12 protein-coding genes are annotated in these 12,992 nt (G+C 38.8%); 4 read left to right on the top strand and 8 right to left on the bottom strand.

The annotated features are described in order from the left end of the window. Positions 1 to 40: 40 nt before the first annotated feature. The 4 genes from speB to M3225_RS13875 form a co-directional block, all read right to left on the bottom strand. Positions 41 to 997 carry an agmatinase gene (gene speB, locus M3225_RS13890; RefSeq protein WP_251394662.1) on the bottom strand — a complete coding sequence of 319 codons (957 nt, stop codon included), beginning with the start codon at positions 995 to 997 and terminating at the stop codon, positions 41 to 43. A gap of 126 nt (positions 998 to 1,123) precedes the next feature. Continuing rightward, a complete protein-coding gene (locus M3225_RS13885; RefSeq protein WP_251394660.1) occupies positions 1,124 to 2,500 on the bottom strand; it encodes a putrescine aminotransferase in 1,377 nt (458 codons plus the stop codon). 25 nt (positions 2,501 to 2,525) lie between these two features. Beyond that, a complete protein-coding gene (locus M3225_RS13880) occupies positions 2,526 to 4,013 on the bottom strand; it encodes an aldehyde dehydrogenase family protein (RefSeq protein WP_251394658.1) in 1,488 nt (495 codons plus the stop codon). Between the two features lie 135 nt (positions 4,014 to 4,148). After that, on the bottom strand, positions 4,149 to 4,736 hold the full coding sequence (locus M3225_RS13875; protein WP_251394656.1) for a TetR family transcriptional regulator: 588 nt from the start codon (positions 4,734 to 4,736) through the stop codon (positions 4,149 to 4,151). A gap of 595 nt (positions 4,737 to 5,331) precedes the next feature. Between M3225_RS13875 and M3225_RS13870 the strand changes: the two genes are divergently transcribed. From M3225_RS13870 to M3225_RS13860, 3 genes are read left to right on the top strand one after another with little or no spacing between them, the layout of a single operon-like run. Continuing rightward, positions 5,332 to 6,195, top strand: a complete 864-nt coding sequence (locus M3225_RS13870; RefSeq protein ID WP_251394654.1) for a glycine betaine ABC transporter substrate-binding protein — start codon at positions 5,332 to 5,334, stop codon at positions 6,193 to 6,195. A 35-nt stretch (positions 6,196 to 6,230) separates the two neighbouring features. Beyond that, on the top strand, positions 6,231 to 7,436 hold the full coding sequence (locus M3225_RS13865) for a quaternary amine ABC transporter ATP-binding protein (protein ID WP_251394651.1): 1,206 nt from the start codon (positions 6,231 to 6,233) through the stop codon (positions 7,434 to 7,436). Then, positions 7,429 to 8,274 carry an ABC transporter permease gene (locus M3225_RS13860; protein ID WP_013081885.1) on the top strand — a complete coding sequence of 282 codons (846 nt, stop codon included), beginning with the start codon at positions 7,429 to 7,431 and terminating at the stop codon, positions 8,272 to 8,274. Before M3225_RS13865 ends, M3225_RS13860 begins: the two co-directional genes overlap by 8 nt. 37 nt (positions 8,275 to 8,311) lie before the next feature. Here M3225_RS13860 and M3225_RS13855 read toward each other — a convergent pair whose 3' ends face one another. Both M3225_RS13855 and M3225_RS13850 read right to left on the bottom strand, forming a co-directional pair. Further along, positions 8,312 to 9,085 (bottom strand): class I SAM-dependent methyltransferase, encoded by a 774-nt coding sequence (locus M3225_RS13855; protein WP_251394649.1) that lies wholly within the window; start codon positions 9,083 to 9,085, stop codon positions 8,312 to 8,314. A gap of 62 nt (positions 9,086 to 9,147) precedes the next feature. Next, entirely contained in the window at positions 9,148 to 10,266 is a 1,119-nt protein-coding gene (locus tag M3225_RS13850) for an AbrB family transcriptional regulator (protein ID WP_251394647.1), read from the bottom strand. Between the two features lie 140 nt (positions 10,267 to 10,406). On the opposite strand from M3225_RS13850, the gene M3225_RS13845 reads away from it, so the two are divergent. Next, the gene (locus M3225_RS13845; RefSeq protein ID WP_013055563.1) at positions 10,407 to 11,279 is read left to right on the top strand and encodes a LysR family transcriptional regulator; all 873 of its coding nucleotides are present in this window, start codon (positions 10,407 to 10,409) and stop codon (positions 11,277 to 11,279) included. A 46-nt stretch (positions 11,280 to 11,325) separates the two neighbouring features. Here M3225_RS13845 and M3225_RS13840 read toward each other — a convergent pair whose 3' ends face one another. Together M3225_RS13840 and M3225_RS13835 are read right to left on the bottom strand one after the other, a co-directional pair. Continuing rightward, a complete protein-coding gene (locus M3225_RS13840) occupies positions 11,326 to 12,294 on the bottom strand; it encodes a tripartite tricarboxylate transporter substrate binding protein (protein WP_251394645.1) in 969 nt (322 codons plus the stop codon). Between the two features lie 24 nt (positions 12,295 to 12,318). Continuing rightward, complete coding sequence (locus M3225_RS13835) at positions 12,319 to 12,990, bottom strand: response regulator (protein ID WP_251394643.1); 672 nt, start codon at positions 12,988 to 12,990, stop codon at positions 12,319 to 12,321. Between the last annotated feature and the right edge of the window lie 2 nt (positions 12,991 to 12,992).

Genomic DNA, 12,992 nt, shown 5'->3' with positions numbered 1-12,992 from the left:
AAATACCCTCTGAATACGAGGGATTTCTGCTTACAAACCGTTATTCAATCATCGTATCCAATGACTTTCTTTTCGTTTTCACTGCAACTAAACTAGCAAAATCATGAATAATTGTAGCTGCAAGCAAAGAGGTTATCTGAGTTGGATCATAAGAAGGCAGCACTTCTACCAAGTCAAATCCAACATAGTTAAATTCCGTGAGAGAACGGATCATTTGCAGTGTTTCTCTGCTGCTGAATCCGCCTACTTCAAGCGTTCCCGTTCCTGGTGCACAAGAAGGATCAACAAAATCAATATCAAATGTTAAAAAGCACGGCGTATCTCCAATCGCTATCTTCATTTGCTCCAAAATTACTGAAAATCCCTTATGTTCAAGCTCTCCAGCCGTCACTACATGATAACCGAGGTCTTTACTTTCTTGAACATCTCCCGGATGATTTAATGTTCCGCGGATACCAATTTGAAAAACCTTCTTTGGATCTACTAGCCCTTCTTCATATGCACGTATAAAAGGAGATCCGTGCCAATATTTTTCATCATAATACGTATCCCACGTATCTGTATGGGAATCAAAATGAATCATAGCCACCGGACCATATCTTTTAGCAGCAGCGCGTAGGCTTGCTAAGGTAACCGAATGATCTCCTCCGATTCCGATCGGAACAATTCCTCTATCCATAAGAGCTCCTACCGCTTCTTCCATTAATTCATAGCTTCTGTGAATATTATGCGGAATAACGGGCACATCACCGATATCGATAGCATTTGTATCATCAAATGGATATACGTCGTGTACCGGATGATAAGGAAACAGCGTCATGGAAGCTTGCCGAATTGCTTGAGGTGCAAAGCGCGCACCTACTCTGAAAGATGCTGCTGTATCAAACGGCATCCCTACTAGCCCTACTTTTGCATTTTCTCTTTCCGCTGGAAGCCTCATAAATGAACCTGTTGTACAAAATTCTGGTTTGACATCTGGGGACAATGGATATTTCATGATTTACTCCTCCGTTTCAATGATTTCAGTTAGTTAGTCGCCAGGCATTTTCACTACTAAAATCATCGAAAGCAACACGGGAATAAGAAACGTTTGCCGGTTCATATTCATTGCTCCTTGTTACATTTATTGGTTGTTCAGCTCATTTAATACTTTTTCAAATGTAGAAATGACTTGATCTACTTCTTCTGCTGAAATAGTCAACGGCGGCTCAATACGAATCGTTTTAGAGTTTACAAGCGTACCGGCTACTAGAATTCCTTCGTCAAACATACCTTTAGAAAGCGCGTAGCCAATTTCATCTTGGTGAAACTCAATTCCAATCATTAAACCTTGCCCTCTGATTTCAAGTACTTTATCTTCATGTTTTTCAGCAGCTTTCTTTAAACCAGCAAGGAAATATTCACCTAGCTCTTTCGCGCGGTTTGGCAGCTGCTCTTCGATCAACACATTAATGGTTGCAATAGCCGCTGCGCAGGCAAGCGGGTTGCCTCCAAACGTTGTTGTGTGCATAAACGGGTTATCGAAGAAGCTTGAAAACACTTTTTCTTTTGCTACAACCGCGCCAGCAGGCATAACCCCTCCTCCGAATGCTTTAGCAAGACATAAAATATCTGGTACAACATCGTATAGTTCTGATGCAAACATTTCACCGGTACGTCCCATGCCTGTTTGAACTTCATCAAAAATTAAGATAGCGTCGTACTCATCGCATAGTGCACGCACTTCTTTTAAATAATTTTCTGGAGGAAGAATAATGCCGCCTTCTCCTTGAATTGGTTCTAATAAAACAGCTGCTACATCTTCCCCTACAAGCGCGCACGTTTCAAATGTTTTGCGCATCATGTCAATATCACCAAACGGCACGTGACGGAAACCTGGAATTAACGGCAGAAATGGTTTACGGAACATTCCTTTTGCAGTACCTGATAAAGAACCCAGACTTTTTCCGTGAAAAGAACGTGTTGTGGAAATAAACGTTGTTCGATCACTATACATTTTTGCTAATTTTAAAGCGGCTTCTACACTTTCTGTTCCGCTGTTTGTGAAAAAGGAATACTTCAAATCACCCGGTGTAATATCTGCTAAAATTTTAGCAAGCATCGCACGAAGCGGATCTAATAAGTCTTGACTATGGAGCGCTTGACGCTGAAGCTGATCTTGAACAGTTTTGACTACTTTAGGATGACGGTGCCCCACGTTATAAATTCCAAATCCGCCCAAACAATCAATATATTTTTTACCGTTTACATCCGTAAAACAAGAGCCTTCATCTGACCATTCAACAGCTGCAAACTGCGTATCCACCGTTACTGTTTTACGATATTCTAAAAAGCCTGGGTTGACATGTTCACGAAATCCGTCTACTGTTTCTTTTGTAATCCACTGTGCTTCTTCAGCTGACACTTCGCTTTTTTCAATAAGTCCCAGCACTTTGTTGATATATTCGTTTACTTCACCATATGCTTTGTTTACCTCTTGATTTTTCGTCACTGTATTCATTTCAATATCGCTCCTTCTTTACTTTTTAATTTTTAAACCAGCCAATTGGCTCCACTTGTAAATTAATGTTAATTTGTTTTACTTCTTGAAATTCTTCCAAGCCAAACGTGCCCAGTCCTCGGCCAATTCCGCTCTGCTTATATCCGCCCCAAGGCGCTTCATTAAATGTAAAATGATACGTGTTTACCCAAGTGATGCCCGCACGCAGCTTTTTAATCACCCGAAGAGCTTTTGCGCCGTCGGTTGTAAACACACTGCCTGCCAAACCATATTCCGTATCATTTGCAAGCTGAATAGCTTCTTTTTCGTCTTTAAATGTTTGAATAACGACAACGGGTCCAAAGATTTCATCTCGCACAATTTTCATATTTGACGTAACGTTACTAAAAACCGTGGGTTCTACAAAAAATCCTTTTTCCAATCCACTGCTGGTGATTCGATTGCCTCCGCATACAAGACGGGCGCCTTCTTGCTTTCCAATTTCGATGTACTTTAATACTTTTTTCATATGTTCTTCACTTACCAGAGGACCCATTTCAATCTCTTGATCCATTCCATTGCCTACTTGAATTTTTTGGGAACGTTCTGCAAAACGTTCGATAAATCGCTCAGCAATGCTTTCTTCTACTAAAATACGAGAGCCTGCAGCGCAAATTTGGCCGCTTCCTGCAAAAATTCCAAATAACGCATAATCTACAGCTGTTTCAAAGTCAGCGTCAGCAAATATAATGTTCGGTGACTTTCCTCCAAGTTCTAAAGAAACTTTCGTTACATTTTCCGCTGCTTGACGCATAATGTGTTTTCCAGTTACGGTTCCGCCTGTAAAGGAAATTTTATCAACTCGCTTATCTTGAATAAGCGTATTTCCAACAGTATCTCCGGCTCCCATGACAAGGTTTGCTACTCCTTTTGGCAATCCCACGCTTTCTAAAATCTCAAAAAGTTTTGTAGGAGTAGCCGGTGTCACTTCAGAAGGTTTAAATACAATCGTATTTCCTGCAGCTAAAGCAGGTGCAATTTTCCACACGCTCATCAAGAGCGGATAATTCCAAGGTACAATCAACCCGCACACCCCGATTGGTTCTTTTATAACCATTGCTTGCATGGGTGCAGGAACACTGTAGGTTTGACCATCTGGCTTTGTAATTAACCCAGCGTAATACCTAAAACAAACAGCTGCATCTTCCACATCAGCTTCAGCTTCGCGATATGGCTTTCCGTTATCCATCGTTTCTAGTGCTGCTAGTTCTTCTTTCGCTTCCTCAAGCTTATCGGCAATTTTGAATAATATAGCTGCTCTTTCACATGCGGAAGTCTCAGACCAAATTCCGCTGTCAAAGGCTTCTCGTGCTGCTCCAATCGCTGTTTTCATATCTTCTATGCTTCCTTCTGCAGCATATCCAATCACTTCACCTGTAGCTGGGTTAACAGTAGAACGCTGCTTCTCTGCTGTTCTCCACTCTCCGTTTATGTACATATTCAAAGTTAAAGTTTTAACGGCTGTACGATCCATAAGATACCTCCTTGTCAAATAACGACTGATTGTCAGTCATTTTAAACCTTTAAAAACTTATAATTCTGATAATTAAACTTATAATTTGAATGAATGTCAGTCATTTTGATAGGTGTAATATCAGCAGTGCTAATATTACACGGAGGGCACAAGAGAACGCTTTAAGAATTGAAAAAGTTCTTCCTTTGATTGGTGAAGTGTGACATCTTGCTCTCGCCCAATATAAAAAAGTTCAGCGGCATTTTCAATCAAATTGATCATCGTCTTAGCTGTCCATTTAATGTTAAGCTGCTTGATGACTTCTTCTTTTCTAACTGCCTCATTTAATACCTCTTCAAACCAGTTGTAATAAGGTAAATAAATAGCTTCCCATGTTTCTAATGAATAATCAAAAGCGAGCCCTGAATAGCATAAAACAAGAACATCCCTATATTCATCTGTTGTTTTATACGTTTCGTCAATCATGACCTCTAATGTACTTAGAAAATCCGTTGCTGTTTTAGCTCTTTCTTTAATTTTTTCAAGCGATAAAGAAAGTAAGTTTTCTGCGATAGCTGGAACAAGGGCATTTTTAGATTTAAAGTAAAGATAAAAAGTTCCTTGAGCTACCCCTGCACGCTTCACAATGTCTGAAATTGATGTTTTATCAAGCCCTTTTTCGGATATGACTTCAATCGCCGCCTGTAAAATTTTATCGTATTTTTCACTTGTGCTTGTAACCAAATCTTTCCCTCCACCTATAAAATGAATGACTTTCATTCATTCTACTATAAGAATATGAAATTATGCAAGATAATTTTTCTGAATCTTTAAATTTAATCAAAAAAATTGACACTATGTCGATTCCAAAAATATTTTTTATTTTATCCATTTCCCCTCACGCTTTCTGTATATCCCACTGTTATTTTCCTTCCTTTTATAATTCAAGGTAAAAGCTGATACAACGCTCTTTAAGCAACTATTCTTCTGAAAAAATAACTTTATTAGAAAGATACTTTTTCGCGTTTATTTATACAGCTTGATCGCTTAATTACTCTTGACTTGAAGTTGACGGAGTAAAAAAAAGAGTGGTAACATGTAAAACTGATTCAACAGTCACTTAGTTCATCTATTTATTTCCCATAATTTCTCTTAACTACGATGTACATTTTTAGCTAAAAATAACTTTACATCATCTAAAATCATCCACTATGTTTATTTCACATTTTAAATTTTCTAGGTTTATCATTTGAAAAAGCGGGTATATATCTCGTTGTGTTTAGTATCCGTTTTACATATTAATCAGTTGAGTTAAAACTTTATAAAGGAGTTACATTGCATGAAGAAACTATTGTTAATCAGCATGACTTGTTTTCTTCTAGTTATTGCTTCCGCTTGCGGCAACGGTAATGGCGCATTTAAAGATGAAAAAACTATTACCATTGGCATGAATAACTATACTGAAAACATTGCCTACACGTACGTTTGGAAACAGATTTTAGAAGATCGAGGTTATAAGGTTAGAACTGTTTTCTTAGAAAAAGCCGGTGTTTGGGTAGGAACAGCTAATGACGATATTGATATTTCGTTTGCACCATGGCTGCCCACAACAGATGCGCCTTTTTACAAAAAATATAAAGATCAAGTGAACATCGAAGACCCTTGGCTTAAAAATGCACGCTTAGGATTCGCAGTTCCCACCTACATGAAAGACGTGAACACAACGGAAGACCTTGCTAAAGTTGCTTCTGATGTCGACAACAAAGTTATTGGAATTGACCCAGGCTCCAGTATTAACGGATTAGCGGAACAAGCGTTAAAAGATTATAACCTAAAAAGCTATACGCTTGTAAAATCGTCTGAGGCAGCTATGCTCAGTGAACTACGCAAAGCCTATGATGCCAAAAAGCCAATTGTTGTTACCATGTGGAATCCGCACTGGGCTTTTGCAGATTTTGATATCAAATACTTAAAAGATCCTAAAAATTCATTTGGAGATCCTGATAACATTTACACAATGACAAGCAAGGAATTTAAAAAGACAAATCCTCGAGTCATAAAATGGATGAATAATGCACAAATGAATGATAAATTAATCAGTCCTCTTCTGTCACAAGTCGAAAAATCTTCAAACCCTGAAGAAGCAGCGCAAGAATGGGTGAAAAAGCATAAAAAGCTAGTCGACAGTTGGACAAAAGATTAACGAACGTAAAAGAAAACAACAATTGAGGTGGACATATGGAACACGTAAAATTAAAAGTACAAAATATAACCAAAGTGTTTGGTAAGAATCCGTCAAAAGCGATTGATTTACTTCAAAAAGGAAAAACAAAAAAAGAAATTCTAGAAGAAACAGGAATGACAATTGGAGTTAATCAAGCAAACTTCGAAATCAAATCCGGTGAAATCTTCGTTATTATGGGACTCTCTGGAAGTGGTAAATCCACTTTAGTTCGTATGTTTAATCGCCTTGTTGAACCAACGTCTGGATCCCTTATTTTAGACGGTGACGATGTAGTAAAAATGAACAAAGAGGAACTTCGCGACATGCGCCGAAAAAAAATGAGCATGGTCTTCCAAAACTTTGCTTTGTTCCCTCACCGTACGGTTCTTGATAACACAGAATACGGATTAGAAGTTCAAGGTACACCAAAGGCAGAACGTGAAAAAAAAGCAAAAGAAGCGCTTGAATTAGTAGGTTTGAAAGGATACGAAAATCAATATCCTGGTGAACTGAGCGGCGGTATGCAGCAGCGTGTCGGACTCGCTCGAGCGCTTGCCAATGATCCTGACATTTTATTAATGGATGAAGCATTCAGTGCATTAGATCCGCTTATTCGTAAAGACATGCAAGATTTCTTACTAGAGCTTCAAGAAAAAATGGAACGAACAATCATTTTTATTACTCATGATCTTGATGAAGCCCTTCGAATCGGAGATCGCATCGTTTTAATGAAAGACGGCAGTGTTGTTCAAATAGGAACGCCCGAAGAAATTATGACAAATCCTGCGAACGATTATGTCGAGCGCTTTGTGGAAGACGTTAATGTAGCTAAAGTATATACAGCTGAAAGCGTAATGAATCGTGCCGAATCCATTACTGTAGACCGTGGTCCGCGCGTAGCGCTTAAAATTATGCAAGAAGCTGGTTATTCAAGCATCTATGTAGTAGACAAGAAAAAAACTCTTCTAGGCGTTGTAACTGCAGATGATATTATCCGCGCCATTAAACAAGATAAACTGACGGCAGACGTATTAGATACGGATATTCCGACTGTTACAACAGATACGCTACTAGAAAACTTGTACGACAAAATGGTTATCAGTCGCTTTCCACTGCCAGTGGTAGATGAAAACCATCGTCTGCGCGGCATCATAAAAAAAGAACGAGTGATTGAAGCACTCGCTGGTACTGATAGTAATGAGGTGAACGTAAATGAATAGTATTCCTAAAATTCCCGTTGGCAATTGGATTGACCATTTTGTCACGTTTTTAAATGACAATATCAAAGGGTTTTTTGATGTTATTTCAGCTATTGTCGATGGTATTGTAAGTTTTATTGTACTAGTACTAACCTTTCCCCCAGCATTAATTTTAATCTTAATTGTCGGAATCATTGCTTGGTTTTCAAGTAAAAAATGGTCGTTTACTATTTTATCGATGATTGGTCTATTGTTTATTCTTAACCTTGGCTACTGGCAAGAAACAATGGACACACTAGCCCTCGTTTTAACGAGTGTACTGATTTCGATTATAGTAGGAATTCCGCTAGGCATTTGGGCATCTCAAAGCGAAAAGACCGCTCGTATTATTACGCCAATCTTAGACTTCATGCAAACAATGCCGGCATTTGTTTATTTGATTCCAGCACTTTTCTTCTTTGGAATCGGTGTGGTACCAGGTGTTATCTCATCTGTTATCTTTGCAATGCCTCCAACGATTCGCTTAACGAACCTAGGTATTCGTGAAGTACCCGCTGACCTAGTAGAAGCAGCAAATGCCTACGGTTCAACGACAAAACAAAAATTATTTAAAGTACAGCTTCCATTAGCTACAAAAACGATCATGGCAGGAATTAACCAAAGCATCATGCTATCTCTTTCAATGGTTGTTATCGCCTCTCTTGTAGGTGCTCCGGGACTTGGTGCGGAAGTATATCGTGCAGTTTCTCGACTTGAAGTCGGCACGGGCTTTGAAGCCGGAATTTCAATCGTTATTTTAGCGATTATTTTAGACCGTATTACTCAATATTTTGGAAATCGTTCAAACCAACGAGCATAAGTAAAAAAGAGGCCAACTCCGATGAGTTGGCTTCTTTTTATTTATTTTTGTAACACGCTACAAAGATTGCTTCTCCTTGAAACGATTCAATTCTTTGTTGATTCGTTTTGATGTCGAAAAACTGCTTAAATCCGCTTGGTATATTCAGCATATATTGAGTAAGATCACGTTTTGTCTCTTCTGGAACATTCATCATTCCACACCAGTCATCAAATAAGAAGCGCTTTGGAAAAGTTGTCAGCACTTCTGTACGGAATCCTTGCATTTCAAGCATAGAAAGCCACTCTGTTTTTTTATAAGCACGATAATGGCTTGGATCTCTCGTCTTTTCAACTCGATTATAAAACTCGTCATAAGCATTTACTTCCGGGGCTACATTGTCAATGAGCAAGAACTGTCCACCTGGCTTTAACACTCGATATACCTCTTTGATGAACTGTTTAATGTTTGGAAAATGGTGCGGTGCAATTCTGCATGTTACAGTATCAAACTCGTCATCTTGAAATGGCATCTCTTCAGCATCCCCTTGAACAAAAGATACATTTTCATGACCATTTCCTTTTATGAAACCTTCAGCGCTTTGCAACATTTGAGGAGTTAAGTCAAAAGCCGTTACTTCTTGAAAGACAGGTGCTAACTTATTTGCCACGTGTCCTCCTCCTGTCGCTACATCAAGCAGCTTTCCTCCCCTATTTTCTTCAGCAATTTCCGCTAAAACAGCTAAATCTTTGCCTTTCGCATGACCTTTACTTTTAACATACTTTCCGGCATTTCCCCCGAACTGGCTGACAACCATTTCTTTATTGCTCATTACGCTCCCCCATTTCCCTCTTTAGAAACTTTCTTACTCTATCTAGTGCATTCACATATTTATTATGAAACGTGGGAATGTATTCTTTTTCTTTCTCCCCACTGATGAAACATTCGAAACAGCGGCGGAAGCAAGAGCCAAATGGTTAAAATACGAAGCACTTGGACCGCTACCACTAACGTCGAATCGGCTTGCAGTACAATTGATGTCGTCGCCATTTCTGCAATGCCACCAGGAGCAAAAGCTAAAATAGACGTGATAAGCTCGATTCCAGTTATTTTGGAAACTACTAGTGCACATACAAACATAGCGGCAATTAAGCCGATTGTATTAATAAGCGCAACAACCATAATTTTTTTTACGCCAATAAACATTTCTTTATGAAAGCGAGAACCAATGCTTGAAGCAATAAAAATTTGCGATAAAATCATCACAGAATGAGGCCAGTATGCTTGAAGATTATATCCCACGTACGATGAAGCAGCTGTTTGAACAATGGCAACAGTAAGCATTCCTCCTACTAACCAAGGAGCAGGAAATTTTAGTTTTTTTCCTATATAATAGCCCACTACTGCTGTAACGATTAAAACGCCTGTCCATAACAGTGATTCCCATTGAAAAATACTTGGGGTAACTGCCACTGCATGCCGTCCTGTATTACTTCCCCAATAGACTACAAATAGAGGAACAGCAAGCACAACTAAAAACACACGCATTGTTTGAATAATGCTTACAACTGCCGTATTGGCTCCTACCTCTTCAGCCATACCTGGCATTGCGCTCATTCCACCAGGAGTTGTGCCGAAAAAGCTTGTTAATAAGTCTGTGGAACTGAACTTCCATAGCAAATAACCGGATACAAGAGAAAAAACAACGGACAGCAAAAGCATAATCGTAATAGTGGACCAGTGAGATTGAAAGGTAGTCAACACAGACAAGTTAATCTTTTGACCTAATTCAATCCCTAAAATACACTGTCCAGCGTACAGCCAATATTTTGGAATACCTTTTTTGCTTGTTTTTGAAAAAAAACGCGGCTTTCGGAAAGCTAGAACAGCAGCTAAAATGAGGGTCCCAAGCATCCAGCCAATGGATAAGCCTGTTAACGATAAAAGAAATCCTCCCACGCTTGTTAATAGAATAAAAAATATAGATTGTAAAAAAATAAATCTTGCGTTCATACCTACTTCCTTCCTTCTACAAGGCTTTTCTTTCTTACACCGAACACTCTTCTTCTTAACTATAGTATAATTTTAGAGATAATTAAAATATCAAAATTTTATTATAAACCATTCATTTTTTTTATTCCTGGAGGGGTAGTATGGACGATCGAGATTGGCTTATTCTACAAGTGTTGTATCGAGAAAAAAATATTACAAAAGCAGCCAAAGAACTGTTTATATCTCAGCCTGCGCTTACGCATAGACTGCAGCAGATGGAGAAGGAATTTCATGTTCAGATTGTGAATAGAGGGCGCCGCGGGGTTCAGTTTACACCGCAGGGAGAATATTTAGTGAAGTGCGCAGAAGAAATGCTGCTCACGCTTCAAAAAATAAAAGAAAATGTGTTAAACATGGATGATCAATTAACCGGTACTTTACGTCTAGGAGTGTCTAACTTTTTCACTGACTACAAGCTCCCTGGGCTATTACGCTTATTTAAAGAGCGATTTCCTGACGTTGAATTCAAAGTCACGACCGGATGGAGCAGCGACATGGCTCACCTGCTGTATAAGCATGATGTTCATATTGCGTTTGTAAAAGGTGATTATAACTGGCAAGATCAGAAAGAGCTGCTTTTCAAAGAAACGATTTGCATTGCGTCTGCACAGCCTGTCGACATAAATAACCTTCCCAATATACCTCGAATTGATTATCATCAAGATCGTTTTTTGAAAACATCTGTTGATAACTGGTGGGCTGAGAATTACTCTCAGCCTCCCCTTGTCAGTATTGAAGTGGATAAAGCAGAAACATGCAAAAAGATGGTTGTGAACGGACTGGGTTATGCGATTTTGCCGAGTATGCTGCTTGATGACGCAGCGGAGATTTACAGATACACGTTAAAAACAAAAGATCAGCAGCCTTTAACACGTAGCACATGGATGTTTTATCATGAGGATTCCTTAAAAATTAACATCGTAAAAGCTTTTATTGAGTTCATTCAAAACTTGGATTTAAAAGATGTACACTGATAGAAAAAGCTCTCTGTTCTACTTAAGAGAGCTTTTTCTATCATATCTACTCGTCATTTGTTCCGCCCATTAAGTCTGAATACAGCTTGCTTTGCTGTTCAAGAAACACCTTAGCACCGCTGCTATTTTTATAAAAAGAGGTTAAATCGTTATCTTTAAGGAGCTGTTCCCATTCTTTTGTATGAACCATTTCATACACTGCCTTATTCCAATATGCTACCTGCTCTTTCGTCATATTAGGCGGTCCCATTAGACCTCTCCAATGACTGAACGTTACGTCAATTCCCGCTTCTTTCCACGTTGGGATTTCTTTTAGCTCTTCTAGCCTGTTAGGAGAAGAAACGGCGAGTATTCTTACTTGCCCTTGTTCATACTGCTTTTTTACTTCTGATAATGACATGGGTGCTACATCTATCTGGTGATGAACTAGCACATCAATCACTTTATGACTGCTATTGTAAACGAAAAACTCAAGTTTGGAAGAGTCTACGCCTGCTTTTTTATTCAGCTGCATAAACGATAAATGATCATCGTTTCCTAAGCGGGGCGATATTCCCACTTTGATACTAGATTCACTTTGGTTTAGTGTGCGTACGAGCTGTTTTAAATTATGTATAGGAGAGTTAACAGGAACCACGATAACCTCCCATTCAGATGTTAAAATAGCGAGCGGAGTAAAGTCTTTATAAGTTAATTGACTTTGCCCTAGCAAATTATTTGTAATCAGCAAACTGGAATTCCCGGAAACAATATTTCCCTCTTTTCTCTGTTTAATATACTTCCATCCTTCTTCGCCTTGCCCGCCTATTTTATTACTAACAGAAACGGTTGCATTCACAATCTTCTTTTCCGTTAGCACTTGTTGAATGGCTCTTACTGTTGCGTCTGCCCCTCCGCCTTTTGCACCGGCTGCAACAATTTCGATTTTTTCCATATCAACTCTATCTTTTTTAGAGGGAGAAGAACAGCTAACAAGCAATACACTTATAAACACTATCATGAGCTTTTTGATCATATATACCATCCTTCAAGGCTAATGCTACGCTAAATAGTACTTGCGCTCCGGCCGCCCAATAATCCCATAATCATATTCAACGTGACATTCACCAACTGATACTAGATACTCTAAATATCGTCTAGCTGTCGTTCTAGATACTCCCATTTGTTGCCCCATCTCTTCGATCGTAATTCCTTTGATGCTTTTTAAAATATCTTTTGATTTTTGTAATGTGATACCATCAATACCTGAAGGAAGAGATTTATCCACTTTTGGCTTTGTTCTGGCATGTCCAAAGTACGCGTCAATAAATGATTGATCAACTTCTTCATGCGTACTAAACAGTTCCTTTTTTTCTTGATACTGTTTAATAGCATTAATGAAGGATTCCATCATAACCGGCTTAATCAAATAATTGACGACGCCGTTTCTCAAACAGATTTCCACAATGTTTTTTTCTGTTGCAGCCGTTACCACGATAACGTCAACTTGTGGAAACTGCGCTCTAATTTTCGGCAGTAAATCCGTTCCCATTTCATCTGGCATATAGATGTCCAAAAGAAGTAAATCAACATTTGTCTCCTTTAGCATTTGAAGCGTCTCTTTTGCATTCAACGCTTTGCCTACAACTTCTACACCATCTACTTCTAGTAAAAAACGCTCTTGAACTTGAGCAATTCGAAAATCGTCTTCTGCAATTGCGACTCGTAACATTT

It is taken from the genome of Priestia aryabhattai (assembly GCF_023715685.1).
Taxonomy (GTDB): Bacteria; Bacillota; Bacilli; order Bacillales; family Bacillaceae_H; genus Priestia; species Priestia aryabhattai_B.
This window is presented reverse-complemented; position numbering and strand designations above follow the sequence as displayed.